The sequence below is a fragment of the Vicinamibacterales bacterium genome (assembly GCA_035699745.1).
In the GTDB taxonomy this organism is placed as follows: Bacteria; Acidobacteriota; Vicinamibacteria; order Vicinamibacterales; family 2-12-FULL-66-21; genus JAICSD01.
The window spans coordinates 1-26,837 of the sequence record DASSPH010000073.1 but is presented as its reverse complement, the minus strand read 5'-3'; the positions used below and the strand labels follow the sequence as shown (position 1 = coordinate 26,837).

27 protein-coding genes are annotated in these 26,837 nt (G+C 68.1%); 24 read left to right on the top strand and 3 right to left on the bottom strand.

All coding sequences use genetic code 11. The annotated features are described in order from the left end of the window. The first annotated feature begins 14 nt into the window (after positions 1 to 14). A protein-coding gene (gene prfB, locus VFK57_18285; GenBank protein HET7697670.1) for a peptide chain release factor 2 occupies positions 15 to 1,158 on the top strand; the annotation gives its coding sequence in 2 pieces (ribosomal slippage) (positions 15 to 95 and positions 97 to 1,158; 1,143 coding nt in all). A gap of 198 nt (positions 1,159 to 1,356) precedes the next feature. Beyond that, positions 1,357 to 1,770 carry a four helix bundle protein gene (locus VFK57_18280; GenBank protein HET7697669.1) on the top strand — a complete coding sequence of 138 codons (414 nt, stop codon included), beginning with the start codon at positions 1,357 to 1,359 and terminating at the stop codon, positions 1,768 to 1,770. Positions 1,771 to 1,884: 114 nt separating this feature from the next. On the opposite strand, the gene VFK57_18275 is transcribed toward VFK57_18280, so the two are convergent. Both VFK57_18275 and VFK57_18270 read right to left on the bottom strand, forming a co-directional pair. Further along, positions 1,885 to 4,185 (bottom strand): PBP1A family penicillin-binding protein, encoded by a 2,301-nt coding sequence (locus VFK57_18275; protein HET7697668.1) that lies wholly within the window; start codon positions 4,183 to 4,185, stop codon positions 1,885 to 1,887. A gap of 159 nt (positions 4,186 to 4,344) precedes the next feature. Further along, on the bottom strand, positions 4,345 to 6,336 hold the full coding sequence (locus tag VFK57_18270; GenBank protein ID HET7697667.1) for a DUF6600 domain-containing protein: 1,992 nt from the start codon (positions 6,334 to 6,336) through the stop codon (positions 4,345 to 4,347). Between the two features lie 101 nt (positions 6,337 to 6,437). On the opposite strand from VFK57_18270, the gene dnaK reads away from it, so the two are divergent. The 7 genes from dnaK to VFK57_18235 all read left to right on the top strand — a co-directional run bounded on the left by dnaK (position 6,438) and on the right by VFK57_18235 (position 13,505). Beyond that, positions 6,438 to 8,405 (top strand): molecular chaperone DnaK, encoded by a 1,968-nt coding sequence (gene dnaK, locus VFK57_18265; protein HET7697666.1) that lies wholly within the window; start codon positions 6,438 to 6,440, stop codon positions 8,403 to 8,405. Between the two features lie 202 nt (positions 8,406 to 8,607). Continuing rightward, on the top strand, positions 8,608 to 9,669 hold the full coding sequence (locus VFK57_18260; GenBank protein ID HET7697665.1) for a J domain-containing protein: 1,062 nt from the start codon (positions 8,608 to 8,610) through the stop codon (positions 9,667 to 9,669). Further along, a complete protein-coding gene (locus VFK57_18255; GenBank protein ID HET7697664.1) occupies positions 9,659 to 10,156 on the top strand; it encodes a helix-turn-helix transcriptional regulator in 498 nt (165 codons plus the stop codon). The genes VFK57_18260 and VFK57_18255 overlap by 11 nt, the downstream gene beginning before the upstream one ends. A 69-nt stretch (positions 10,157 to 10,225) precedes the next feature. Next, complete coding sequence (locus VFK57_18250) at positions 10,226 to 11,089, top strand: ATP-binding protein (protein ID HET7697663.1); 864 nt, start codon at positions 10,226 to 10,228, stop codon at positions 11,087 to 11,089. Next, positions 11,070 to 12,338 carry a radical SAM family heme chaperone HemW gene (hemW, locus tag VFK57_18245; GenBank protein HET7697662.1) on the top strand — a complete coding sequence of 423 codons (1,269 nt, stop codon included), beginning with the start codon at positions 11,070 to 11,072 and terminating at the stop codon, positions 12,336 to 12,338. The genes VFK57_18250 and hemW overlap by 20 nt, the downstream gene beginning before the upstream one ends. Positions 12,339 to 12,444: 106 nt before the next feature. Further along, positions 12,445 to 12,954 carry a hypothetical protein gene (locus VFK57_18240; protein HET7697661.1) on the top strand — a complete coding sequence of 170 codons (510 nt, stop codon included), beginning with the start codon at positions 12,445 to 12,447 and terminating at the stop codon, positions 12,952 to 12,954. Between the two features lie 32 nt (positions 12,955 to 12,986). After that, on the top strand, positions 12,987 to 13,505 hold the full coding sequence (locus VFK57_18235) for a hypothetical protein (protein ID HET7697660.1): 519 nt from the start codon (positions 12,987 to 12,989) through the stop codon (positions 13,503 to 13,505). Between the two features lie 72 nt (positions 13,506 to 13,577). On the opposite strand, the gene VFK57_18230 is transcribed toward VFK57_18235, so the two are convergent. Continuing rightward, positions 13,578 to 14,084 carry an outer membrane beta-barrel protein gene (locus tag VFK57_18230; GenBank protein HET7697659.1) on the bottom strand — a complete coding sequence of 169 codons (507 nt, stop codon included), beginning with the start codon at positions 14,082 to 14,084 and terminating at the stop codon, positions 13,578 to 13,580. A gap of 210 nt (positions 14,085 to 14,294) precedes the next feature. On the opposite strand from VFK57_18230, the gene VFK57_18225 reads away from it, so the two are divergent. From VFK57_18225 to VFK57_18155, 15 genes are all read left to right on the top strand, one after another. Continuing rightward, complete coding sequence (locus VFK57_18225) at positions 14,295 to 15,434, top strand: acyl-CoA dehydrogenase (GenBank protein ID HET7697658.1); 1,140 nt, start codon at positions 14,295 to 14,297, stop codon at positions 15,432 to 15,434. Next, entirely contained in the window at positions 15,431 to 16,378 is a 948-nt protein-coding gene (meaB, locus tag VFK57_18220) for a methylmalonyl Co-A mutase-associated GTPase MeaB (GenBank protein ID HET7697657.1), read from the top strand. The genes VFK57_18225 and meaB overlap by 4 nt, the downstream gene beginning before the upstream one ends. 15 nt (positions 16,379 to 16,393) lie before the next feature. After that, positions 16,394 to 16,849, top strand: coding sequence for a methylmalonyl-CoA epimerase (gene mce / locus VFK57_18215; protein ID HET7697656.1), 456 nt, complete (start codon positions 16,394 to 16,396; stop codon positions 16,847 to 16,849). A 145-nt stretch (positions 16,850 to 16,994) separates the two neighbouring features. Then, positions 16,995 to 17,834, top strand: coding sequence for an MBL fold metallo-hydrolase (locus VFK57_18210; GenBank protein ID HET7697655.1), 840 nt, complete (start codon positions 16,995 to 16,997; stop codon positions 17,832 to 17,834). A gap of 50 nt (positions 17,835 to 17,884) precedes the next feature. Then, positions 17,885 to 18,766, top strand: a complete 882-nt coding sequence (gene mtnP / locus VFK57_18205) for an S-methyl-5'-thioadenosine phosphorylase (protein HET7697654.1) — start codon at positions 17,885 to 17,887, stop codon at positions 18,764 to 18,766. 99 nt (positions 18,767 to 18,865) lie between these two features. Further along, on the top strand, positions 18,866 to 19,795 hold the full coding sequence (locus VFK57_18200; protein HET7697653.1) for a carbohydrate kinase family protein: 930 nt from the start codon (positions 18,866 to 18,868) through the stop codon (positions 19,793 to 19,795). A gap of 101 nt (positions 19,796 to 19,896) precedes the next feature. Continuing rightward, complete coding sequence (locus VFK57_18195) at positions 19,897 to 20,835, top strand: VWA domain-containing protein (protein HET7697652.1); 939 nt, start codon at positions 19,897 to 19,899, stop codon at positions 20,833 to 20,835. A 36-nt stretch (positions 20,836 to 20,871) separates the two neighbouring features. Further along, entirely contained in the window at positions 20,872 to 21,300 is a 429-nt protein-coding gene (locus VFK57_18190; GenBank protein ID HET7697651.1) for a DUF2085 domain-containing protein, read from the top strand. Between the two features lie 53 nt (positions 21,301 to 21,353). Further along, on the top strand, positions 21,354 to 21,758 hold the full coding sequence (locus VFK57_18185; protein ID HET7697650.1) for a DUF6677 family protein: 405 nt from the start codon (positions 21,354 to 21,356) through the stop codon (positions 21,756 to 21,758). A gap of 1 nt (position 21,759) precedes the next feature. Then, the gene (locus tag VFK57_18180) at positions 21,760 to 21,936 is read left to right on the top strand and encodes a hypothetical protein (protein ID HET7697649.1); all 177 of its coding nucleotides are present in this window, start codon (positions 21,760 to 21,762) and stop codon (positions 21,934 to 21,936) included. Further along, positions 21,933 to 22,715, top strand: a complete 783-nt coding sequence (locus VFK57_18175) for an enoyl-CoA hydratase-related protein (protein ID HET7697648.1) — start codon at positions 21,933 to 21,935, stop codon at positions 22,713 to 22,715. The genes VFK57_18180 and VFK57_18175 overlap by 4 nt, the downstream gene beginning before the upstream one ends. Positions 22,716 to 22,899: 184 nt before the next feature. After that, positions 22,900 to 23,409, top strand: a complete 510-nt coding sequence (gene ribH, locus VFK57_18170) for a 6,7-dimethyl-8-ribityllumazine synthase (protein HET7697647.1) — start codon at positions 22,900 to 22,902, stop codon at positions 23,407 to 23,409. Beyond that, complete coding sequence (nusB, locus tag VFK57_18165) at positions 23,406 to 23,879, top strand: transcription antitermination factor NusB (GenBank protein HET7697646.1); 474 nt, start codon at positions 23,406 to 23,408, stop codon at positions 23,877 to 23,879. Before ribH ends, nusB begins: the two co-directional genes overlap by 4 nt. Before the next feature lie 139 nt (positions 23,880 to 24,018). Then, positions 24,019 to 25,542, top strand: coding sequence for a lysine--tRNA ligase (lysS, locus tag VFK57_18160; protein ID HET7697645.1), 1,524 nt, complete (start codon positions 24,019 to 24,021; stop codon positions 25,540 to 25,542). 53 nt (positions 25,543 to 25,595) lie between these two features. Then, a complete protein-coding gene (locus tag VFK57_18155) occupies positions 25,596 to 26,837 on the top strand; it encodes an ABC transporter permease (protein ID HET7697644.1) in 1,242 nt (413 codons plus the stop codon).

Below are 26,837 nucleotides of genomic sequence, written 5' to 3'. Positions count from 1 at the left end.
GACCCTCGAACACTATGTCGACCATCCACCTCGACGAGCAGCTCCGCCGGTATCAGGACCTCGCCCAACGCGCGTCCGACCTGCGGAGCTATCTTTGACGCCTCCCGTCCCGCCGACGAGCTCGCCCGCATAGAGATGCGGGTCGCCGACCCGGACTTCTGGAAGGATCAGGCCTCCGCACAGAAACTGCTGCAGCGCCGCCGCCGCCTCGAGGAGGATCGCAATCTGAGCGAGTCGCTCCGCCGCCGCGTCGACGACCTCGCGGTGCTGGTCGAGTGGTCCCAGGCCGGCGAGCCGGTGACCGAAGACCTGGCGCGCGGCCTCGACGAGCTGCTCGGCGAGGTGGAGGCGGGCGAGACCAAGAAGATGCTCGGCGGCGAGCACGATCGCCGCAACGCCATCATCACCATCCATCCCGGCGCCGGCGGCACCGAGTCGCAGGACTGGGCCGAGATGCTGCTGCGCATGTACGTCCGCTGGTCGGAGCGCCGCGGCTTCAAACGCGAGGTGATGGACATGCAGCCCGGCGACGAAGCGGGGATCAAGAGCGCGACGCTGGCGATCATCGGCGACTACGCCTACGGCATGCTGCTCGCCGAGGCCGGCGTCCACCGCCTCGTGCGCATCTCGCCGTTCGACCAGGCGGCGCGGCGCCACACCTCGTTCGCCTCGCTCTACGTCTGGCCCGAGCTGGCCGACGACTCGGAAGTCGAGGTCGACGAGAAGGACCTGCGCATCGACACCTTCCGCTCCAGCGGCGCCGGCGGCCAGCACGTCAACGTCACCGACTCCGCGATCCGCATCACCCATATCCCCACCGGGATCGTCGTCTCGTGCCAGAACGAGCGCTCGCAGCACAAGAACCGGGCGCAGGCGATGAAGGTGCTCAAGGCGCGGCTGTTCGATCTGAAGCAGAAGGAGCAGGAAGCGAGGCTGGCGCAGCTCGGCGGCGAGAAGCGCGACATCGCGTTCGGCTCGCAGATCCGCAACTACGTCCTGCAGCCGTATCAGATGGTGAAGGACCTGCGGACCAGGGAGCAGACCAGCGACGTCAGCCGCGTGCTCGACGGCGACATCGACCAGTTCATCAAGGCTTACCTGATGAAGAAGGCCTCGGGGGCGCTGGCGGTCCCGACGCCGGAGGAGGACGCTGAGTAACCGGCGATTGGCGATTGGCGATTGGCGATTGGCGATTGCGGATCGACGGTTGGCGATTGGCGGTTGGCGATCGACGGATTGGCGATTGGAGATTGGGGGGTAGTTCGCAGCGGCTGCGTACTGTGTGATTGAATTCGACACAGGCTCGCGAAATCAGGCCTGAATGCTCTTGGCGTCCCGCGTGCAGCAGGGCGCCGGATGCATCCGAAGACCATTGCACTTCAGGCCAGAATTCAGACGTTCGCCGCCGGTGTGATCAAATTGTGCGACACGCTCGCGAAAGACGCGGGCACGCAACGTATCGTGTCGCAGCTGGTCGATTCGTCCGGCGGGACCGACAGCAACTATCGAGCGGCCTGCCGCGCGAGGAGCAAGGCGGAGTTCATCGCAAAGCTTGGCGTTGCGGTGGAAGAGGCCGACGAGTCCAAGGGATGGCTGCAGTTGCTCGTCGAGTCGAACCGCGTGACGCTCGATCAGGCTGGTCCACTGATTCAGGAAGCCGACGAGCTCACCGCGATCCTCGTGAAGTCACGCAAGACTGCCGAGCAGAGGAAGGCTGAGCACGACCGCCACGAGAAGCAACTGCGGGGAACTCTCCGGCGTCCGCGGTAAACAATCGCCAATCCAATCGCCAATCGCAATCGCCAATCGTCAATCCGTCGATCTGCAATCATCCAATCGACAACCGTCGATCGGCACTCTGCAATCGCCGGTCGCCAATTCCCGCTATTGCCGTATCGACCCCGGCTGCGTGCCGGCGATGAACGCTTCCGTCGCGGCGCCCGGCGTGCCCGGCTCGGCGGCGTTGCCGGTGGCGCGATCCACGGCGACGAACACGATGTTGCCCGGCGGCTCGAATCGCGGCGGATCCTTGCGGTCGCCGATCCACGTCTTGAAGATCTCGATCCAGATCGGCAGCGCCGCCTCCGCGCCCGACTGCCCGCGGCCGAGCGGCTTCTTCTGGTCGTAGCCGACCCAGACGCCGAGCGTGATGTCGGGATCGAAGCCGATGAACCAGGCGTCGCTGAAGTCGTCGGTCGTGCCGGTCTTGCCGGCGATCGGCCAGTTCAGCGAGGCCGCCTTGACCGCGGTCCCGTGCTCGACCACCCCGCGCATGATGCTGGTCATCACGTAGGCGGTGTCGGCGCGGATCGCGTCCTGCGGCTCCGGCCGGTTCTCCTCGAGCAGATTGCCTTCGCGATCGGTGACCTTGAGGATCGAATACGGCGTCATGCGGACGCCCTGGTTCGGGAACACCGAATACGCGCTGGTCATTTCGAGCAGCGTCTCGTCGCCGGCGCCGAGCGCGATGGGCAGGTACGGCGGCAGCGGCGCGGAGAGACCGAAACGCCGGGCGTAAGCGATGACCTGCTTCGGGCCGAGCGCGTCCATCAGCCGGATGGCGGGCACGTTGCGCGAGTGCTCCAGCGCCCGGCGCAGGGTGACCGGCCCCCAGAAATCCTTCTCGTAGTTCTGCGGCGAGTACGGCGGCTGGCCCGGGCCGGTGGGATACGTCACCGGCGCGTCCTGCAGCAGCGTCGCCGGCGTGTAGCCGCGATCGATCGCCGCCGTGTAGACGAAGGGCTTGAACGCCGACCCGACCTGGCGGAACGCCTGCGTGGCGCGATTGAACTTGCTGCGCTCGAAGCTGTAGCCGCCGACCATGGCGCGAATCTGGCCGGTGCGGTTGTCGATGGCGAGCACCGCCCCTTCGACCAGCGGCGGCTGCTCCAGCGATCCCGTCGCCGCCTCCTGCCCGTCGTCGATCGTCAGGATCCTCGCGTCGACCAGGTCGCCGCGCCTGACCAGCTGTGTGGCGTTGGAGCGGCGCGTCCAGGCGAAGCCCTTCTTGTCGATCGCCACGCGATACCGTCCGGCGCGCACGTCGATCGATCCGGCATCGACGTTGGTGACCACCGCCGGGACGACGTCGCCGGCGGCGATCGGACGATCCCAGCGCGGGTGCTTGAACCCCTCGAGGGTGTGACGCTCGTCGAGGACGTTGCGGCGCGCCTTGCGGAACCCATGGATGCGATCGACCCGCCGCAGCCCGGCGTCGAGCGCCCGGTTCGCCGCTTCCTGCAGCCGCATGTCGAGCCCCGTCGTCACCGTGAGGCCGCTCTCGTAGAGCGCCTTGGCGCCGTAGCGCCCTTCCAGCTCCTTGCGGACCTCTTCGAGGAAATACGGCGCGATCGAGGTCGGCTGCGAGGTCGAATTGGCCAGCACGATCGGCCGCGCCTTGGCCTCGTCGGCCTCCTTCTGCGTGATGAACCCCTTGTCGGCCATCTGCTGCAGCACGTACGACTGCCGCCGCTTGGCGCGCTCCATGTTCACGGTCGGGGCGTTGCGCCACGTCTGCAGGATGCCGGCGAGCATGGCGGCTTCGTCGAGCGAGACGTCCTTCGCCGACTTGCCGAAGTAGGTCCGCGCCGCCGCCTCGACGCCGTACGCCCCCTCGCCGAGATACATCTGGTTGGCGTAGAAGGTGAAGATCTCCTGCTTGGTGTAGCGCTTCTCGATCTGCATCGCGACGATCGCTTCCTTGATCTTGCGCTCGGGGCTGACGTCGCCGATCTCGTAGCCGACCGCTTCAGGGAAGAGCCCGCGCGCGAGCTGCTGCGTGATCGTGCTGGCGCCGCGCGGCCGCGAATACTTGCCGGTGATCGCGCCGCGGATCGACCCGGCCACCGCCTTGGTCGCGGCGATGAAGATGTGCTGGATGCTGAGCCCGAAATGGCGCTCGAAGTCGGCGTCCTCGGCGGCGATGACCGCCTGCCGCAGCTTCGGCGAGATCGCTTCGTAGGGCACGACCACCCGCCGCTGGGTGGAGAACTCGCCGACCATTTCGCCGCGCGACGCATAGACGCGGGTAATCGTGCTCGGCGCGTAATCGTCGAGCGCCGAGATCGCCGGCAGGTCGCCGGCAAACGCAAACAGCACCCCGCTGATCGTGCCGAGGAAGGCCGCGACGACGAAGAGAAGGACGAGGCCGGCGTTCTTTGCGAGGCGAACTACGTATTGAGCCATCCAGGTCGTTTCTGCCGCTGTGTGTTGCAGTTGCCAGTTGCCAGTTGCCAGTTGCCAGTTGCCGGTAGCCGGTAGCCGGTTGCCAGTTGCCAGTTGCCGGTAACCGGTTGCCGGTTGCCGGTAGCCGGTAGCCGGTTGCCGGGTGCCGGGTGCCGGCCGCTATTGCGCGCCGCCGCGCCCGCGCGACCGCGCGCCGCTCGGCATCCCCGCCGCCGGCGGCGGAGCCGACGGGCCGGGGCGTGCCGCGCCGGAACCGCGCGGCACGGCGCGATCGCCCGACGGCGCCGAGCGCTCGGGCGCCGGCATCGCGCGCGGCGCGGGAGGCTGACGCGGACCGGGACTGGCGGCAGCAGGTGGCGGCGGCGGCGAGTCGAACGCTCCGCGCGGACGCGCGTAACCGCGCGGCGCCATCTCCGGCGCCGCGGGCGGCGCGCTCTCCCGGGACGGGGCGGCCGTCTGCGGCGGTGCGGCGGGCGGCACCGCCCGGCCGCCGGCGTACGGTTCGTAGGTCCGCGACGGCGGCACGTACGCCGGATTGTCACTCCGCGGGACGCCGCCGCGATCGTAGGCCGGTGGCGTGTACGGCCTCACGCCGTCTCGCATGCCGCGCGAGCGCGGCACGTCAGGCGCCAGCTCGGGTGCCGCGGGCGTCTCGATTCGGCGTGCCGGTCCCGCCGGCGCGGCGCGGCGCTCGGCTCGGCTGGGGACGGATCCCTCGAGACGGCTCGGGCCGGGTTCCTCTCGGCTCGGGATGCCCTGAGCCCCGGCCGAACCGCGCGGCACTGCCGAGTTCGCGTCTGGACGCTGCGGCGCCGACGGGCGGCCGGTCTCCGAGCGCACGATGTCGTCGCCGCGGTTGATGTAGCGCGGCACGGCCCGGTTCCCCGCCGAGCGAATCGGCGCGCCCTGAGCCGTGGCCGCGCCCGACGCGCGCGGCACCGCGATGTCGCGGTACGCCGGCGCGGATCGCGCGATCTGGAACGACGGCCGGCCGGTGCGATCGAACCGGTCCCAATCCACCGCGCGGCGGTGCACGTAATCGCGTCCGAAGTAGTTGTAGCCGACCGCGGTCCACGCCCGCCCGGAGGAGTAGTAGCCGGGACCGACGTTGAAGATGTTGATCGCGATCACCGGACGATTGTCGAAGCCGAGCGGACACCAGCTCACGTAGCCCGGGGCGTACGCCCACGACACGTAGGCCGGCGCCCAGCGCCTCGCCGGAATCCAGAACCACGCCCCGGCGGAGAATCCCCACCGGCCGTAATGATGCGTCGGCCAGGCGAAGCGGTCGGCGCCAATCCACGTCCAGCCGAACCGCGGATACCGCGCCCAGCGGCCGTAGTAGTACGGACGCCAGCTCACCGCCACGCGCGGATACCAGACGTAGCCGTACGACTGCTGGTAACGCCAGTCCCCCTCCTCGTCGAACGTGGAGGCATAGGCGCGGACTTCGGACGGAAGATACTGCGCCGACGCGCCGGCGCGGGTGTCGCGGCGCGCCTCGGACCAGCGATCGAACGCGTCCCAGTTCGCCGAGTTGTAGGCGTAGGCGTACGACGGCGCCAGACCGGCGCTCGCATACGCCCGCTCGCCGGCACCTAGCGGCGTCGATCCCTCGTCCGTGAAAATCTCGGCGCCGCCGCGCAGCACCGCCAGTTCCAGCTGCGTTTCCTCGCCGCGGCGGAGAATGGCGAGACGATATTCGCCGGCCTGCGTGATGCGCACCGACCCCGCCGGTGAATCGACGCGATAGAGCAGCCGCGCCGATCGGGCCGCGCCGTCGGCCGCGATGTTCAGCCGCAGACGCCCGTCGATCAAACGGACGAGCTCGTCAGACTGGAGGTCGATCGTGCTGCGCGCGTCCAGATGCAGCGCGCTGCCGTCGGCAAACAGCACTTCGACGCGGCCCTCCAGCGTCTTGAGCCGGTCGCCGGTCAGAAGCGGCATGTTCAGCGGCGCGGTTTCCGGCCGGCCATCCCGCTCCAGCACCACCGCCCCCTCGACGTAGGCGACGTGCGCCGGTGCGGCAGCCTCGGGATCCTGAAGGGGCTCGGGGTTCTGGAGGCTCGTCGCGACCTGAGGCGTTCCGAAGGCAGTCAGCGGCCAGACCAGAAGGACACAGGCAAGGGCAGAGGCGAGGCGGAGACGCATAAAGCCTCTCGAGTGGGGCAGGTTGGCAATCGGCAGTATATCACCGGCTTACAGGGATTTCAGAAATTGCCCACGGTCGGCCTTGACATGTTCGAACTCACATTTTATACTTTCAACATTATAAAGTTTCGCGGAAGGCGAGGACATACGACATGAGCAAGATCATCGGGATCGACCTGGGCACGACGAACTCCGTGGTGGCGGTGATGGAGGGGGGCGAACCGGTCGTCATCACCAATCCGGAGGGAAGCCGCATTACGCCGTCCGTGGTGGGCTTCACCAAGTCCGGCGAGCGGCTCGTCGGCCAGGTGGCCAAGCGTCAGGCCGTCACGAACCCGGAGAACACCGTGTTCTCCATCAAGCGGTTCATGGGCCGCAAGTTCGACGAAGTCAACGAAGAGATGAAGATGGTGCCGTACCGGGTGGAGCGCGCCGGCAACGGCGACGTCCGCGTCAACACCGCCGGCAAGCAGTATTCGCCGCCCGAGATCTCCGCGATGATCCTGCAGAAGCTGAAGCAGGCCGCGGAGGAATATCTCGGCCAGTCGGTCACCCAGGCGGTCATCACCGTGCCGGCGTACTTCAACGACGCGCAGCGGCAGGCGACCAAGGATGCCGGCCAGATCGCCGGTCTCGAAGTGAAGCGGATCGTCAACGAGCCGACGGCGGCGGCGCTCGCCTACGGGCTCGACAAGAAGAAGGACGAGACCATCGCCGTCTATGACTTCGGCGGCGGCACGTTCGACATTTCGATCCTGGAAGTCGGCGAGGGCGTGGTCGAGGTCAAGGCGACCAACGGCGACACGCATCTGGGCGGCGACAACCTCGATCAGCGCGTCATCGACTGGATCGTCGGCGAGTTCCGCAAGACCGAGGGCATCGATCTGTCGAAGGATCGCATGGCGCTGCAGCGTCTGAAGGAGGCGGCGGAGAAGGCGAAGATGGAGCTCTCCACCGTGATGGAGACCGACATCAACCTGCCGTTCATCACCGCCGACCAGACCGGGCCGAAGCATCTCACGATGAAGCTCACGCGGGCGAAGTTCGAGTCGCTCGTCGAGGACCTGCTGCAGCGCACGGTGGCGCCGACGCGCCAGGCGCTGACCGATGCCGGGCTCGACCCCAGCAAGATCGACGAAGTGGTGCTCGTCGGCGGATCGACGCGCATCCCGCGGGTGCAGGCCATCGTCAAGGAGCTGTTCGGCAAGGAGCCGCACAAGGGGGTCAACCCGGACGAGGTCGTCGCCATCGGCGCGGCGATCCAGGCGGGCGTGCTCGCCGGCGAGGTCAAGGACCTGCTCCTGCTCGACGTGACGCCGCTGTCGCTCGGCATCGAGACCATGGGCGGCGTGATGACCACGCTGATCCCGCGCAACACGACGATCCCGACGCGGAAGAGCGAGATGTTCTCGACCGCGGCGGACAACCAGACCAGCGTCGAGGTGCACGTGCTGCAGGGCGAGCGCCCGATGGCGCGCGACAACCGGACGCTCGGACGCTTCCACCTCGCCGGCCTGCCGCCGGCGCCGCGCGGCGTGCCGCAGATCGAGGTCACCTTCGACATCGACGCCAACGGCATCGTCAACGTGTCGGCGAAGGACATGGCGACGCAGAAGGAGCAGAAGATTCAGATCACCGCGTCGAGCGGCCTCAGCAAGGACGAGGTCGACAAGATGATGCGCGAGGCGGAGTCGCACGCCGACGAAGACAAGAAGCGCAAGGAGGAGATCGAGACCCGCAACCACGCCGACCAGGCGGTCTACGTCGCGGAGAAGACCCTGCGCGATTCCGGCGAGCAGCTCGGCGCGGCCGAGCGCGCGGCGATCGAATCGGCGGTCAACGATCTCAAGTCGGCGATCCAGTCCAACGACACCGAGGCGATCAAGCGGCGCATGGACGCGCTCAATCAGGCGCAGCACAAGGCGGCCGAGGCGATGTACAAGAACGCCGCGGCGGCCGGCGCGCAGGCCGGCCCGGCGCCGGGCGGCGGCGGCGAGCAGCAGCGGCCCGCGAGCGGCTCGCAGGGCGACGTGATCGACGCCGAAGTGGTCGAGGAGGAGAAGAAGTAGGGCTGAGTTGCGTCAAGGCCCAAGCGGCCAACGCCCAACGCTCCAATTAACGCCCAACGCCCAACGCCCGACGCCCAGCAGATCGCGACGGGGGTTGGCGTTGGGGAGTCCTGGGAGCTTGGGAGCCTTGGGAGTTTGGGAGTTTTGGGCGTTGGGAGTTGAGCGTTCGTTGGGCGTTGGGCCTTGGAAGTTGGGATTTGACATGGATCTGTACTCGCTGCTCGGCCTTGCGCCTGGGGCGTCGCCGTCCGAGATCAAGCGCGCCTACCGGCGGCTCTCGCGGCGGTACCATCCGGACATCAATCCGGGCGATCGCGCTGCCGCGAGTCTGTACAAGCGGATCTCCGAAGCGTACGAGACGCTCGTCGATCCGGATCGGCGCCGGTCGTACGACACGTCCGGCGGGCAGACCGCGCCCAACGGCGCCACGACGTTCGAGTTCACCGGGTTCGATTTCTCCTCTGCCGCGCACGGACCCCAGGCGGCGACGTTCACCGAGTTGTTCGCGGAGGTGCTGCATCCCGTTCGGCCGTCCGATGCCGGCCGCCCGCAGCAGGGGGCTGACATCCACGCGGCGCTGACCGTCTCGTTCGAAGAGGCGATGCGCGGCGCGGCGCAGCAGGTCGTCATCGTCCGTCAGCACGCCTGCGGCGTGTGCGGCGGCGGCGGAACGGTGCGCACGCCGGAAGGGCGCTGCGCGCCGTGTCAGGGGACCGGCAAGGTCCGCTGGGCCCGCGGCCACATGGTGTTCACGAAGAGCTGCGCGGCGTGCCACGGATCGGGACGGCAGCAGACGCAGCGTTGTGCGGCGTGTGGCGGCCAGGGACTGCAGGTCCGGAGCGAGGCGGCGCCGGTCACGGTTCCGGCCGGCGTGCACGACGGCGCCCGCCTGCGCATCGCCGGCCGGGGGCACGCGGGACGGCGCGGCGCGCCGAACGGCGACCTCTACGTCACCGTCCACGTGCAGCCGCACCCGACGTTCCGCCGCCAGGGAGACGATCTCTGCGTCACCGTGCCGATCCGCGTGCACGACGCGGTCCTCGGCGCCCGCGTCGACGTGCCGTCGCTCGAGGGGCCCGTGAAGCTGCGGATTCCGCCGGGCACGCAGGCGGGGCAGCGGTTCCGCCTCCGCGAGCGCGGCGCGCCGACCGCCGCCGGCGGCCGCGGCGATCTCATCGTCGACGTCACCATCGTGCTGCCGCAGATCGTCGACGAGCGCGGCAAAGAGCTGATGCGCGAGTTCGGGAAGCTGTATGGCGTCTAAGCGCGGCGGCCGCGCCTATTACATGATCAGCGCGGTCGCGCAGAAGTACAACATCCACCCGCAGACGCTGCGTCTGTACGAGCGCGAGGGGCTGCTCAAGCCGTCGCGCACCGAAGGGAACACGCGCCTCTACTCGGAAGAGGATCTCGAGCAGCTCGAAACCATTCTCTCGCTCACCCGCGATCTGGGCGTGAACCTCGCCGGCGTCGAGATCATCCTCAACATGCGCCGCCGCATGGAGCAGATGCAGGGGGAAGTCAACCAGTTCATGGAGTACGTGAAGCACGAGCTGGCCCGCGGCCTCGGCGACTGGGAGCAGCGGTTGAGCACCGCGATGGTGAAGTCCTCGCCAACTGATCTCGTTCGGGCCACTCCGCCGATCTCGGGCGAAGAACAAGCCGATTCCACTCAGACGAGCCCACGGCAGCGTCGCAAAGAAGACGAAGATCACGAAGATCACGAAGAACGAACCAAGAGATCGTTGTGATCTTCGTGGCCTTCGTGCGCTTTGTGTCGAGCCGCCGGCGCGTCTCGGTGCTACAATCCCGATCTCCCCATGCCGTGCGACCGCTGCGACGACACCGGATGGAAAGCGGACATCACCGACGGTGTCCGCCGCGTCGTCCGCTGCGACTGCTGGCGTGACGGCGTGACCGCGCGGCTGCTCGACGACGCGCGGATTCCGCCGCGGTACCGCGGCTGCGACCTCGACAGCTTTGTCATTTACCCGAACGAGAAACTCGCGGCCGCCGTGCGCCGCGCGAGGCGCTTCGCCGAAGACTTTCCCGGCGGCGAGCACGCGCGCAAGGGGATGTGCCTGATCGGCCCGCCGGGGATCGGCAAGACCCACATCGCGGTGGCGGTGCTGCGGCGCGCGATTCTCACCCGCGGGGCGCGCGGGTTGTTCTACGACACGCGCGATCTGCTCCGACTGATCCGCAGCACCTACAACCCGCTGGTGCGCACGGCGGAGATGGACATCCTGCGGCCGGTGATGGAGACGGATCTGCTCGTGCTCGACGATCTCGGCTCCGAGAAGCCCTCGGAATGGGTCGAAGAGACGATGAACCTGATCGTCAACACCCGCTACAACGAGCGGCGGCTGACGATCTTCACCTCGAACTACGAAGACACGCCTGACGACGCGGAAACCGAGAGCACGGATTTCAGCCTGAAGGAGCGGATTGGCTTCCGGATTCACTCGCGGCTGCACGAGATGTGCGACTTCCTGGAGTGGGACGGCGCCGATTTCAGGCACGCGCCGACCAACGCCGGCCCCGAAGATCTGCTGATGGCGTGGAAGCGGAAGGCGCAAGGGTCGGGAAAGCGGACGCTCCCCGCGCGCGCCAAAGGGCCGATCCGCGCCCAGCTCAAGCCGGGGAAAGAGTTAGGCTGGAGTGGTGGGAAAGCGGGAACTTAAGCTGAGCGGCGTCAATTCCCGATTTCCAGCGCCCAACTCCCGAGGAACGGCCAACTCCCAAGGAACGCCCACCTTCCAACTCCCAAACGTCCGTGCGGGGGTCTACGTCCATATTCCGTTCTGCTCGTCGATCTGCAACTACTGCAATTTCAACCGGGGCCTCTATGACGCGGATCTCAAGACGCGCTACGTCGCGGCGCTGCGGCGCGAGATCGGCGGGGCGCCGGCCGGCGTCGAGGCCGATACGGTATTCTTCGGCGGCGGGACGCCGTCGCTGCTCGAGCCCGACGACATAGCCGCCATCACTGCCGATATCCAGCAACGGTTCGGCGCGCGGCCGCCTGCCCCGGGCGAGGGGGGACGAGCGTCCGCCCGCGTCGAATGGGAGATCACCCTCGAGACGAATCCGGAGACGGTCGATCGCGCCAAGCTGGAACGTTTTCGCGCCGCCGGTGTCAATCGTCTGAGCTTCGGGGTCCAGTCGTTCCACGACGACGAGCTGAAGCGGCTCGGGCGGATGCATTCCGCGGATCGCGCCCGCGCGGCGGTGCGCGAGGCGCGTGCCGCCGGGTTCGACAACGTCAGTCTGGACCTGATGATGTGGCTCCCGGGTCAGAGCGTCGGCGGGTGGCTGTCCAACGTCGAGGCGCTGATCGCGGCGTCGCCGGACCATGCGTCGCTCTACCTGCTCGAGCTGTACCCCAACGCGCCGCTGAAAGAGGACATGGCACGGGCCGGCTGGTCGCAGGCGCCGGATGACGACGCGGCCGAGATGTACCTGCGGGCGATGGACGCGCTCGAATCGGCGGGGCTGCGGCAGTACGAGATCTCGAACGTCGCGAGAGCCGGCCGCGAATCGCGCCACAACGTCAAGTACTGGAGAGATGGCGAGTGGCTTGCTTTCGGGTGTGGTGCGCATGGCACGCGCGCCGGCGTCCGGTGGAAGAACGTCCCGGGCACCGAGGAGTACATCGCGCGCGTGACCGCCGGCGCGGATCCCGTGGCGGAACGGCGGATCCTGTCCGCGGATGAGCGGCTCGAAGAGGCGCTGTTCATGGGATTGCGCCTCGTCGACGGGATCGATCTGGACGCCTTCGCGGCTCGCTACGGCACGGACGTCTGGGCCAGATACGGCGGCGCGCTGCAGCCCTTCGTCGAGGCGGGCTGGGTGGTGCGCGACGGGCGGGTGCTCCGGCTCACGCGGGCCGGGATGCTGATGGCCAACGAGGTGCTGGCGGTGTTCGTCTGAAAGCTCTGAAACGGTGATGATGCGGCGCGGTCCGATGGGTACATGGCTGTGATAGAGTGGCCGTTCGGACCTTCCGCCCAAGGAGGAGATTGGGATGCGTTCTTGCGTGATTAGTGCTTTTGCCTTCGCGGTGGTGCTCGCCCCCGCTGCAGCGTTCGCTCAGGCGACGACCACGAGTCAGCAGCCGCCGGCAGGCCAGCAGCCCCCCGCGGGACAGACCGCTGCGGCGCCGGCGCCCGCCGCGCCGAAGATTCCGTTCACGACGCCGGCCGGCATCCTCCTGGTGCAGATCAAGCCTGACAAGACCGCGGTGTTCGAGGAGATGGCGGGCAAGCTGAAGGCCGGCTTCGCCAAGACGCAGGATGCGACGCTGCAGAAGCAGGCCCAGGGCTTCAAGATCTACAAGTCGAGCGAGCCGTTCGGTCCGAACGCCCTCTACGTCGTGCTGATCGATCCCGCGGTGGCCGATTCCGAGTACGAGCTGTTCCAGATGCTCTCGAAGACGATGACGCCGGACGAACTCCGCGCGCCGGAGGCCGCCGACATGTGGAAGCGGTACGCCGACGCGTTCGCGGCCGGTCTCAGCAAGCTGAGCCTCACGCAGCTCGGGGGTTAGCGGCGGCGCTCCTGCCCACCCGGCTGCCTGCAGTGCGCGTGAAAGTCAGCTCGTTGCTCATGATGGCGCTCGCGGCGGTGTCCGCCGCGGCGCAAACGGCTCCCCAGCCGCCTGCCGCGCCTGTGCCCGCTCCGGGCCAGGCCGCGGCGACTCCACAGACCTCCCCCTCGGTTCCCGCGTCGCGCCGCTTCACCTCCGATGCCGGCGTCATGTTCAGCGTCATCAAACCGGACAAGACCGCCGATTTCGAGGCGGTGATGGCGCGCGTCAAGGAAGGGCTCACCAGGAGCGACGACCCGAAACGCAAGCAGCAGGCCCTCGGCTGGCGCGTGTTCAAGGGACTCGAGCCCGCCCCCGGCGGCAACGTCGTCTACATGTGGATCCTGGATCCGCCGGTGAAGGATGCCGACTACACGATCACCGACATCCTGCGGGAAGCGTTTCCCAGCGAAGCGCAGGATCTGTGGGCGAAGTATCAGGCCTGCTTCGCCAGCGGGCAGACGCTGCTCAATCTGCAGCTGACGACCAACATGTCCCCGACCGTGAAGTAATTTGGAAATCTGGAAATTTGGAAATCTGGAAATCTGCATTTTAGATTTCCAAATTTCCAGATTTCCAGATTCTCAGAACTTCAGATTGATGCCGGCGTAGAGGCGCTGCACCGTCGCGTGGCGCGGTGATCCCCGCAGACTGAACACCCGGTAATCCAGGCGCAGCCGAATCGGTCCCGCGAGCGTGATTTTCGCGCCGCCGCCGACGTTCGTGCCGAAGTTCGTGCCGTCGTTGGGCTCGTCGGTCGAGAGCGTCTCGCGGTACACGCCGGCGCCGAGCGTGCCGTAGAACTGCGTCCGCGCGATCGGGATCGGGGTCTGCAGCAGTCCGTTGAACATGAACGTCTTCAGCGCCGGCGCGTCTTCGTCGGCCGTGCTGCTGGTCGCGGTGCGCAGCTTCTCGTCGGTGGCGCCGTACTCGAACTCGAAGCCGACGATCAGCAGACCGGTGCCGATGGCGAAGCCCTTGGTGTTGCGCGCCTCCGGCGTGGTGGTGCGGCCGAGAAACGCCGTCAGGTCGGCGAACGCCGGCGCGGGTGCGAGCAGGAGGAACGCCGCGGCGGCGAGCAGATTCTTCATGCCTCATCGTACTCTGATTCGAACGGCGGCCGCTGACCCGCTGACCCGCTGAGACGGCCCACGGCCGCGGCACAAAGGCCACGAGGATCACAAAGACCAGGAAAGAAACCCACCTGGTCTTCTTTGTGATCGTCGTGACCTTTGTGATCTTGGTGCCGCTGCCGTCGGCGCGTCTCAGCAGACGAGGCACCAGGCCGTATAATTTGCCCAGTGGATTTTCGTCCGACCGAAGAGCAGCGCCTGCTGCGGCAGACCGTCCGCGAGTTCGCGGAAGCGGAGATGCGACCGCACGTGATGGCCTGGGACGAGGCGCAGCAGTTTCCGATGGACCTGCTGCCGAAGCTCGCGGCGCTGGGGTTGATGGGCATCCAGTTCGACGAGCAGTACGGCGGCGCCGCCATGTCGGCGGTCGACTACTGCATCTGCATCGAGGAGCTGGCGCGCGTCTGTCCGGCGATCGCGCTGTCGGTGGCGGCGCACAACGGGCTGTGCACCTCGCACATCAACATGTTCGGCAGCGGCGCGCAGAAGCAGCAGTACCTGCCGCGGCTGGTGAAAGGTGAAGTGCTCGGCGCGTGGGGGCTCACCGAAGCCAGCGCCGGGAGCGACGCCGCCGGCATGCGCACCACCGCCGTGCGCCGCGGCGACGGCTGGGTGCTCAACGGTGCGAAGAACTTCATCACTCACGGCCGCATCGGCGGCATGATGGTGGCGATGGCGGTGACCGATCGGACGAAAGGGCACCGCGGCATCTCCGCGTTCGTGCTCGAGCACGGCACGCCCGGGATGAGCGCCGGCAAGAAGGAGAACAAGCTGGGGATGCGCGCCAGCGACACCAGCGAGGTGGTGTTCCAGGACTGCCGCATTCCCGCGTCGCAGTTGCTCGGCGAGGAAGGCCAGGGCTTCATCAACACCCTGCAGGTGCTCGACGCCGGCCGGATCGGCATCGCGGCGCTGTCGGTCGGGCTCGCGCAGGGGGCGTACGAAGCGGCGCGCGGCTACGCCAGGGAACGGCGGCAGTTCGGCCAGCCGATCGCGGCGTTCCAGGCGATCCAGTGGAAGCTCGCCGACGCGGCGACGCGGATCGAAGCGGCGCGGCTGCTCACTTATCGCGCCGCCCATCTCAAGGATCTCGGCCGGCGGATGACCCGCGAATCGGCGATGGCGAAACTCTACGCCAGCGAGACCGCGGTCAAGGTCGCCGACGACTGCGTCCAGATCCACGGCGGCTACGGCTTCGTGAAGGACTACCCGGCGGAGAAGTACTTCCGCGACGTGAAGCTGCTCACCATCGGCGAGGGCACGAGCGAGATCCAGCGCCTGGTCATCGCGCGGCAGCTGCTGGCGTGAACGCACGCGCCTCGCTCTCCGAGCGCGTCCGCCAGGGGGATCCGCGCGCCATCGCGCGCGCCATCAGCCTGATCGAGGACGAAGCGCCGCAGGGGCCCGATCTCGTGCGCCGGATCTTCGCCGCCACGGGCCGGGCCTACCTGATCGGCGTGACCGGATCGCCCGGCGCCGGCAAGAGCACGCTCGTCGACCGCCTCATCGCGGCGCTGCGGCGCGGCGGCCGCAGCGTCGGCGTCATCGCCGTCGATCCGACCAGTCCGTATACGGGCGGCGCCATTCTCGGCGATCGGGTCCGCATGCAGGCGCACGCCGGCGACAGCGGCGTCTTCATCCGCAGCATGGCGACGCGCGGCAATCTCGGCGGCCTCGCCCGGGCCACGGCCGAAGCCGCTCTCGTGCTCGACGCCTCCGGCAAGGACATCGTCATCATCGAGACCGTGGGCGTGGGGCAGGACGAAGTGGACATCGTGCGCACCGCGGACGTGTCGATCGTCACGCTGGTGCCGGGCACCGGCGACGAAGTGCAGGCGCTCAAGGCCGGCATCATGGAGATTGCCGATATCTTCGTCGTCAACAAGGCGGACCGCGAGGGAGCGGACCGTACGGTCGCCTCGATCGAGGCGATGCTGTCGCTCGAGGCCTACGACGCGAGCCGCTGGCGTCCGCCCATCGTCAAGACCGAGGCCACGACCGGCAAGGGGATTGCGGAGCTGGTCGAGCAGATCGAGCGGTTCCGGACGCACACCGCCGCGACGCTGGGCGAGCGCCGCCGCGCCCGCGCCGAGTTCCGCGTCCGCGAGCTGCTGGCGCACCGCTTCGTGCAGTACGTCAACCAGCAGGTGCTGGCGCCGGGGGAGTTCGACCGGATGCTGGATCGCATCGCCTCGCGCGACACCGATCCGTACACGGTCGTTGAAACCATCGTGAGCCGCGCGATACGCTGAAGCGCTGGTGGCTATATGAAAGCAACGCTGGATCACATTGGCATCGCCGTCGGCGACCTCGGCGAGGCGCTGAAGTTCTATCGCGACGCGCTCGGGCTCGAGGTGGAAGCGCCCGAGGAGGTCGCGTCGCAGCGGGTCCGGGCGCACTTCATTCCAACCGGCGAGTCCGCGATCGAACTGCTGGAGGCCACCGCCGACGATTCGCCGATTGCCAGGTACGTCGCCAGGCGCGGCCCGGGCATCCACCACCTGACGCTTCGGGTCGACGACATCCGCGCCGTGCTGGCGCGCCTGAAGGAGAAGGGCGTGCGGCTGATCGACGAGGCGCCGCGTCCCGGCGCGCACGGCTCGGAGGTGGCGTTCATCCATCCGGCGAGCACGCACGGCGTGCTCGTGGAATTGAAGCAGCGGGTCTTGCTCGAGGGTATCGAGGGCGGCGAAGACATGTCGAAGGAGCGTCGTGGTTGCTGAGACGAAGGGGTCGACGGGAGCCGTCGATGGTGATCCGATCTCCTTCGCCCTTCGCCCCTTCGCCCTTCGACCCCTTCGAGCGGCCGCATGAGTCTCCTTCGCCCATCCTTCGCCATCCTTCGACGCTTCGAGTAATGCGACAGCGATGACGTTCGGCGAGTTCGACCTGACACCGCTGCTCGATGGCTACTTCCGTCTCGATGGCGGCGCGATGTTCGGCGTGGTGCCGAAGACGCTGTGGTCGAGGCGCGCCGCGGCGGACGATCGCAATCGCGTCACCTTCGCCATGCGGCCGCTGCTCATCCGTCCGGCGGGCGGACCGCTGACGATCGTCGACGCCGGCGCCGGCGACAAGATGGACGCGAAGAGCCAGGAGATCTACGGGTTCGACCGTGCCGAGGACCTCGACGTCGCGCTGGCCCGCGCCGGCGTCCGCGCCCAGGACATCGAGCTGGTGATCGCCTCGCATCTCCACTTCGATCACGCCGGCGGCTTCACCGTCCGCCGCGCGGACGGCGCGCTCGCGCCGAGGTTTCCGAACGCGCGCTACGTGATCAATCCCGGCGAATGGGAGGACGCGACGCATCCGCACGAGCGGAACCGCGCCAGCTATTTCGCCGAGAACTACCTGCCGCTGCAGGAGGCCGGCGTGGTGGACTTCGTCGCCGACGATCGCGAGATCCTGCCCGGCGTCCGTTTCCGCCGCACCGGCGGCCACACCCGCTGGCACCAGATGATCACGATCGACGCCGGCGGGAAGACGGCGGTGTTCGCCGCGGATCTGATGCCGACGACGGCGCACGTCGACCTGCCGTGGATCATGGCATACGATCTCTATCCGATGGAGACGCTGGCGTTCAAGCGCGCATTCCTGCGGGAAGCCGTCGAGCGCGAGTACTTGATCTTCTTCGAGCACGACGCCCGCATCGCCGCCGGCTACATCCGGGCCGACGGCAGCCGCCTCTCCGTCGATCCCGTGATCTAGCGCACCGGATGGCGGACGGCGGAGAGCGGCGAGCGGATGGCGGATGGCGGATGGCAGAGAGCGACATGAGCGAAGCGATCAGAATCGGCATCATCGGCGGGTCCGGCCTGTACGACATGGCGGAACTGACCGATCGGGAAGAGCGCAAGGTGACCACGCCGTTCGGCGATCCGTCGGATCCCTACGTGATCGGGACGCTCCGCGGGCAGCGGGTCGCGTTCCTGGCGCGCCACGGGGCGGGGCACCGCCACACCCCGACCGAGTTGAACTACCGCGCCAACATCTTCGGCATGAAGATGCTCGGCGTCGAGTTCATCCTGTCGGCGAGCGCGGTCGGATCGCTGCAGGAGCGCTACGTGCCGCAGCACCTCGTCATCCCCGATCAGTTCTTCGATCGGACGAAGGGGCGGGTCAGCACCTTCTTCGGCAACGGCCTGGTCGCGCACGTCGCCTTCGCGCATCCGGTATGCGGCCGGCTGGGCAACGTGGCCCACGATGCGTGCCGGACCGTCGGCGCGACGGTCCACAAGGGCGGCACCTATGTGTGCATGGAGGGGCCGCAGTTCTCGACCCTTGCCGAGTCGAAGCTGTACCGGAGCTGGGGGATGGACATCATCGGGATGACCAACCTGCAGGAGGCCAAGCTGGCCCGCGAGGCGGAGATCTGCTACGCGACGATCGCGCTGGTCACCGACTACGACTGCTGGCACCCGGACCACGACTCGGTGACGGTCGACATGATCGTGCAGAACCTGGTGGCGAACGCGAAGACCGCCCAGCAGGTCATCGCCGACGCGGTGTCGCGTCTCCCGTACGAGCGCACGTGCGAGTGCGCCACCGCCTTGCAGCACGCGCTGCTCACCCGCCCGGACGCGATCCCCGATCGCGTCAAGCGCGATCTCGCTCCCCTCGTCGGCAAGTACCTGAAGTGACCCCGCGCACTGCGCACCGCGCACTTCACACGTCGCACTGCGCACTGAGCACTCCGCACTGCGCACTCCGCACCGCGCACTGCGCACTGAGCACTGATTATGTCCACCATCGTCACCGGTTCGATCGCCTTCGACTACCTGATGTCCTTCCCCGGGAAGTTCACCGAGCACTTCCTGCCGGAGCACATGAGCCGCGTCAGCCTCAGCTTCCTCGTAGACTCGATGGACAAGCGGCGCGGCGGCTGCGCCCCGAACATCGCCTACACGATGGCGCTCCTCGGCGAGCGTCCGCGGCTGATGGGCACCGCCGGCCAGGACTTCGACGACTATCGCCGCTGGCTCGAGGCCGCGGGGGTCGACACCTCGCTGGTGAAGCAGGTGGAGGACAAGTTCACCGCCTCGTTCTTCTGCAGCACTGACACCGAGAGCAACCAGATTGCCTCGTTCTACACGGGGGCGATGGCCAACGCGGGCGAATTGTCGTTCCGCACCGTGACCGGCGCGGAGCTGGTGATCGTGTCGCCCAACGATCCGGGCGCGATGGTCCAGTATGCCGAGGAGTGCCGCACGCTGGGCATCCCGTTCGTGTGGGATCCGGGCCAGCAGTGCGCGCGGATGAGCGGACCGGAGCTGGCCGACGGCATCGAGGGGGCCGCGATCGTGATCTGCAACGACTACGAGCTGGAGCTGATGAAGCAGAAGACGGGGATGGACGAGGCGGCGATTCTCTCGCGCGCCGACGCGCTCATCGTCACCCGCGGCGAACACGGCTGCACGATCCACCAGGGGACGGCGATCACGCCGGTTCCCGCGGTGACGCCGCACTCGATCGTCGATCCCACCGGTGTCGGCGACGCCTTCCGGGGCGGATTGCTCAAGGGGCTCGCCGCCGGGTGGAGCCTCGAGGTCGCCTGCCGGGTCGGCAGTGTCGCGGCAACGTACGCGCTGGAACATCTTGGAGGGCAGAGCCACGCCTACACGTGGGACGAGTTCAGCGCCCGCTACGCCGCCCACTTCGGACCGCTGTAATCGTCAGGCGATTCCGCCGGCACCGGCCAGTGGCTGAGTCGGCGCGCGCCCCCTCGCCGTCCGGGAATCCAATTTGCAGCCCCGGGCGGCGGAGGGTCGTCGTGAAAGTCCTGATCGCCGCGCTGGCGTGTCTCGCGGCCAGCGCCTCAGCTCTCGCCCAGGAGCTCCCCCCCGTCGCCGATCTGCCGTCGCGGCCGATGTTCCGCAGCACCGCGGCGGTCGTCTCGCTGAACGTCACCGTGCAGGACAGGAGCGCGAAGTACGTCGCCGGGCTCCAGCCGGCCGACTTCGCAGTGTACGAGGACGGCGTAAAGCAGGAAGTCCGGTTCTTCGAGTCCTCGACGGTGCCGCTCGATCTGATCGTGCTGATCGACACCAGCTCCAGCATGACCGACAAGATCGGCCTGGCGCAGGACGCCGCGGCCGGCTTCCTCGGCACGCTGCGCGACATCGATCGCGGCGCGGTGGTTTCCTTCAGCGACACGGTCTCGATTCTGGAGCCGCTCACCTCCAATCGCGCCGCCCTGCAGCGGGCCGTCCGCAGCACGGTCGCGCGCGGAAAGACGGCCCTCAATACCGCGCTCTACGTCGCCCTGAGGCAATTCGGCCAGCGGGCGCGATCCGCCGAGGCCGTGCGCCGGCAGGCGATCGTCCTGCTGTCCGACGGCGCCGACACCGCGAGCCCGATGTCGCAGGACGACGTGCTGCGCGCGGCGCGGCGGTCGGGGGTGAGCGTCTACACCGTGTCGCTGCAGCCCGCCGAACGGACCCTCGCGGCCCGCGTCGAGTCGGACGAGTCCGATCGCGCGCTGCAGGCGCTCGCGCGTGAGACCGGAGGCGCTTCGTTCTTCCCTCGTCCCGATCAACTGCGGTCGGTGTATCGCGCGATCGCCACCGAGCTCGCCAACCAGTACTCGATCGGGTACGTCCCCAGCGACGAACGTCTGGACAGCCGGTTCAGGCGGATCGTCGTCCAGGTGCTGACGGGGAACGCATTGCGCTCGCGGACGCGACTGGGATACGCGACCGACGAACGGTGACGGCGGTCGAGGCGGCGATGCCGGTAGAATCTCTTCGTGCCGATCGCGGTGCGTCGGGCGGCGAGAGCAGGGCAATTCGCCGTGGGCGTGGGCCTCTGGCTGTGGATGGCGGCACTCTTCCTGGCGCCGGCCGCGATGCGGCCGTTCTGCGGGTTCATCTGTCATCAGCGTCCTGAACGGTCGTTCTTCCTTCCCGGCGGCACCCAGATGCCGGTATGCGCGCGCTGCACGGGTCTCTACGTCGGCGGCGCGCTCGCCTTTCCCCTGACGCTCGCTGCCGGAGCGTCCGTCTCTGCCCGCCGCGCCCGCCGCGTGCTGGCGCTGGCCGCGCTGCCGACCGCCGTCACGTGGACGCTCGAGACCGCCGGCGCCGCCGCGTTCTCGAACGCCGCGCGCTTTGCGGCCGCGCTGCCGCTCGGATGCGCCGCCGCCTGGCTCGTGCTCGGCGTGCTCGCGGACGACTGACGGCGGCGGGACCCGGGAGGCGCCGGACCCGAATGATATGATTCGGTGATCGCATGGCGACGAAATCCACCACAGCGGAGCGCGCCGGAGCGGAGCCGGGCCGGCTCGCGCTCGTCGTCGGACTCTCGTGGCTGATCCCCGGCGCGGGGCACCTGCTGCAGGGCCGCCGGCAGAAAGGCATCGTCTTCCTGATCGCCCTGCCGCTGATGTTCGCGATCGGGTTGTGGCTCGAGGGACGGCTGTTCCCGCTCGAGATGTCCGACCCGCTGGTGTTCCTCGGCGGCATCGCCAACCGCGGCATCGGTCTTCCGTACTTCGTCGCGCGGGCGATGGATGCGGGCCTCGGCACGGTGACCGCCGCCTCGTACGAGTACGGCAACACGTTCCTGATGACCGCCGGCCTGCTGAACTTCCTCGTCGTGCTGGACGCGTTCGACATCGCCAAGGGGCGGAAGTAGCGTGGGGCCCAGCCATTTCTGGCTCATGGCGCTGTTCGCGTGCTTCGTGTCCGCGGTCTTTGCCGTGCTGCTGCGGGACGATCCGCGCCAGCAGCTCCGCACGGGAGCGACGATGTTCGCCGGCTTCGTCGTGGCGGCGCTCGTTCTCGGCTGGCTGATGTATCCATTTCCGTTATGAACCTCGAAAACCTGCTGGTCGAGCGTGATGGCGCCGTCGCGGTCATCACCGTCAACCGCCCGAAGGTCCTGAACGCGCTGAACACGCAGACGCTCGACGAGCTGCGGCGCGCCATGCTCGAGTTGAAGCGCGACGAGACGGTGCGCGCCGTGGTGCTGACGGGCGCCGGGGAGAAATCGTTCGTCGCCGGCGCCGACATCAACGAGCTGGCGGCGCAGACGCCGACGGCCGGCCGCGAGCACGCCATCGCCGGGCAGCACGTCCTCGATCTCATCGAGCACATGGGCAAGCCGGTGATCGCGGCGATCAACGGCTTTGCGCTCGGCGGCGGCTGCGAGCTGGCGATGGCGTGCACGATCCGCGTCGCCGCCGACACGGCCAGGCTCGGGCAGCCGGAGATCAATCTCGGCCTGATCCCCGGCTACGCCGGCACGCAGCGGCTGACGCGCCTCGTCGGCCGCGGCCGCGCGCTCGAACTGCTGCTCACCGGCGACCAGATCACCGCGGCGGAGGCGCATCGCCTCGGCCTCGTCAATCGCGTCTTCCCGGCGGCGGAGCTGCTGACTGAAGCGAAGAAGCTGGCGGCGGCGCTCGCGGCGAAGGCGCCGATCGCGGTGCGCTACATTCTCGAGGCCGTGCACAAGGGGCTCGAGATGCCGTTCCCGCAGGCGCAGATCTTCGAGGCGACGCTGTTCGGCCTGGTCGCCAGTACTGAGGACATGCGCGAAGGGACGCGGGCGTTTCTGGAAAAACGGAAGCCCGAGTTCAGGGGCAAATAACATGCGCGCCTCGGAAGCGAACGAGCGGCAGCGAGTGAGCCACGCGAACGGAGCGGGGCAGGGGGCCCCCGCGAGTGAGCGTGCAGGGGGGCCGGGGGGCGAAGCCCCCCGATCGAGTGAGGACATGCGCGAAGGAACCAGGGCATTCCTTGAAAAGCGTAAAGCGGACTTCAAGGGGAAGTAAGTGCGCACCGAGGGCCAGCCGGCGGCGCCGCTTCCGGACGCCTCGGCGTTCCGATTCGCCGTCATCGTGTCGCGCTTCAACGACGCGGTGACCGACAGTCTCCGCGACGCCGCGGTGTCGGCGCTGAAGGAAGCGGGCGCGGCTGACGGCCACGTCCACCTGTTCTCCGTGCCCGGCGCATTCGAGCTGCCGCAGGCGGCGCGCGCGGCGGCGGAGACCGGACGCTTCGACGCGGTCGTCTGCCTCGGGTGCATCATCCGCGGCGAGACGCCGCACTTCGAGTACATCGCCTCGGCGGTGGCGCACGGCATCACGGACGCGGCCGGAGAGACGGGCGTGCCGATGGCGTTCGGCGTGCTGACCACCGACACGCTGGAGCAGGCGGCGGCGCGATCGGGATCCGGTCCGGACAACAAGGGCCGGGAGGCTGCCGCGGCGGCGATCGAGATGGCGGCGCTCTACAAGTCGCTCACCGGCGGATCCAGCCGCCCGTTCGGCTTCCGCGCATGACCGTGGACCGCGCCGGCCGTCATCATGCGCGCGAAGCGGCGCTGCAGATGCTGTATCAGTGGGAAGTCGGCCGCGTCTCGCCGCACGAGGCGGTCCGCACCTACTGGCCCGGACGGGACGCGCCGCCGTCGCCCGAAGACGAGCGCGCCGACGCCACGCCCGACGTGATGGTCGACGAGGCGGGCCGGACGTTCGCCAACGGTCTGGTCGCCGGCACGGTGGCCCGCGTCGCCGAGACGGACCAGCTCATTGCCGCGCACCTGAAGAACTGGCGGATCGAACGCGTCGCGGTGATCGATCGTCTCGTGATGCGTCTGGCGATCTACGAGCTGCTGACCGAGCCGGAGACGCCGGCCCGCGTGATCATCAACGAGGCGCTCGAGCTGGCGCGGACCTTCAGCGGCGAAGAACCGGTGCCGCTGATCAACGGCGTCCTCGATGCCGTGCGGAAGACACTCAACCGGGAGTGACGGCCTGCGGCAAGACGCTCCGCCACAAAGACCACAAAGAACACCAGGACTACGAAGAAGACCTTTAGAATTCTTAGTGAGCTTTGTGGTCTTCGTGCCCTTTGTGACGGGGCGTGAAGCGTGACACGTGTGACAGCGAATGGCTGACGAACAGCAGACAGTCGAACAGAAGGAATCCGAACAGATCCGCCAGCGGCGGGCGAACTTCGAGGAGCTGCAGCGCCTCGGCATCACCCCGTATCCGCACGCCTTCGAGCGGACCGACTCGATTGCCGCGCTGATCGACGCCCACTCCCAGAAGACCGCCGGGGAACTCGAGACGGCCCGCGTCGAGACGACCACCGCGGGGCGGATTCTGGCGATCCGCAGCTTCGGCAAGGCGAACTTCCTCGTGCTGTCGGACGGCCGCTCGCGGATCCAGGCCTACATCCGCAAGGATTCGCTGAGCGAGCGCGACTTCGCGCTCTTCAAGCTGCTCGACTTCGGCGACTTCGCCGGCGTGTCGGGGCACCTGTTCCGCACCAAGACGAACGAGCTCACGATCTGGGCGTCGCGGCTCGAGTTCCTCGCCAAGTGCTTCATTCCGCTGCCCGAGAAGTGGCACGGGCTGCAGGACATCGAAACCCGCTACCGGCAGCGCTATCTCGATCTGATCGTGAATCCCGACTCGCGGCGTGTCTTCGAGACGCGCAGCCGCGTGCTCGCCGGCATCCGGACGTTCCTGAACGCGCGCGGCTACCTCGAAGTCGAGACGCCGATGATGCAGCCGATCGCGGGGGGCGCGCTGGCGCGCCCCTTCGTGACGCATCACAACACGCTCGACCTGCAGCTCTACCTGCGTATCGCGCCCGAGCTGTACCTGAAGCGCCTGACCGTCGGCGGCCTCGAGCGCGTCTACGAGATCAACCGCAACTTCCGCAACGAGGGGATCTCGACGCAGCACAACCCCGAGTTCACGATGCTCGAGTTCTACCAGGCGTACAGCGAGTATCGCGAGCTGATGGTGATGACCGAGGAGATGCTCTCCACGGTCGCGCGCGAGGCGATTGCGACCGACCAGATCGTGTTCGGCGAGCACGCCATCTCGTTGACGCCGCCGTATCGCCGCGTCTCGCTGCGGGAGGGGGCGCGTCAGAGCGCGTCGCAGGCGCTCGGCGCCGACGTGACCGAAGCGGATCTGCGCGATCGCGGCCGCGCCGCGGACCTCGCCCGGCGGCTCGCGATCGAGATCCAGCCGGCATGGGGCGCCGGCAAGATCGCGACCGAGATCTTCGAGCGGCTGAATCAGGATGCGCTGATCCAGCCGACCTTCGTCTACGACTTCCCGACGGAAGTGTCGCCGCTCTCGAAGCAGCGCCCCGACGATCCGGACACCGTCGAACGCTTCGAGCTGTACATCGGCGGCTTCGAGGTGGCCAACGCCTTCAGCGAGCTGAACGATCCGGCCGAGCAGCGCCGCCGCTTCGAGGCCCAACTGCGGGAGAAGGCCGCCGGCGACCTCGAAGCGCACGCCATGGACGAGGACTACATCCGCGCGCTCGAGTACGGGCTGCCGCCGACCGCCGGCGAGGGGGTCGGCATCGACCGCCTGGTGATGCTGCTGACCAACAGTCCGTCCATCCGGGACGTCATCCTGTTCCCGCTGATGCGGCCGCGGGGGTGAGGACCGCTCTCCAGGCGCCCCCCGTCCGCCCGACGTATAGTTGAGACTGACGGATGAACGATCTTCCCTACGAGCTGTTCGTCGCATTCCGGTATTTGCTGGCGAAACGCAAGCAGGCGTTCATCTCCCTCATTTCCTTCATCTCGATTCTCGGCGTCGGCGTCGGCGTGATGGCGGTGCTCATCGCCATGGCGCTGATGACCGGGCTGCAGAAGGAGCTGCGCGAGCGGATCGTCGGCTCCTCCGCGCACGTCTACGTCTTCAAGCTCGGCGACGGGATCCAGGACATTCCCGCCGAAGTCGCCAGGCTGCGGCAGGTGCCGCGCGTCATCGGCGTGGCGCCGGCGGCGATCGGCAAGGGCATGCTGACGGTCGGATCCGGCCTCAATCAGAACGCGCCGGTCACGGTGAAAGGCATCGACGGCGCGCTCGAATCCACCGTCACCGACATCCGCAGCGCGATTCGCCAGGGCACGCTCGACGGCCTGCGCGCCGGCCCGGAGGAGATGGACGGCATCGTGCTCGGCATCGACCTGGCGAAGAACCTCGAGGTCCAGGTCGGCGAGACGGTGCGGCTGATGACCCCCGATCAGGTGCTCACCCCCTTCACGCCGATGCCGCGCACGCGCGCCTTCAAGGTGGTCGGCATCTTCAGTCTCGGACTGTTCGAGTTCGACAGCGAGTACGCGCTGGTCGATCTCCAGGTCGCCGAGCGGGTGTTCGGCAAGGACCGGCCCGATTTCATGCAGGTGCGGCTCGACGACATGTTCGCCTCCGCGGCGGTTGCCGAGGAGATCCCGCGCCGCCTCGGCGAGGAGTACGCGACCCAGGACTGGGCGCAGATGAACAAGTCGCTCTTCTCGGCGCTGTGGCTCGAGAAGATGGCCATCTCGATCACCATCGGTCTCATCATCATGGTCGCCGCCCTCAACATCGTCGCCTCGCTGGTGCTGCTGGTGATGGAGAAGAGCCGCGACATCGCGATCCTGAAGACGATGGGGAGCACGACGGCGAGCATCCGCCGGATCTTCATGCTGCAGGGGCTGATCATCGGGCTGATCGGCACCGGCGGCGGCACGCTGCTCGGCTGCGGCGTGATTTACCTGCTGGATCGCTACCAGCTCATTCGCGTCCCGATGGACGTCTACCAGATCTCCTACGTGCCGTTCACGCTGCTGCCGCAGGACCTGATCGCCGTCGTGCTCGCCGCCCTGCTGATTTGCTTCGTCGCCACCATCTATCCCTCGCGCCAGGCCGCCAGGCTCGATCCGGCGCAGGCGCTCAGGTACCAGTGA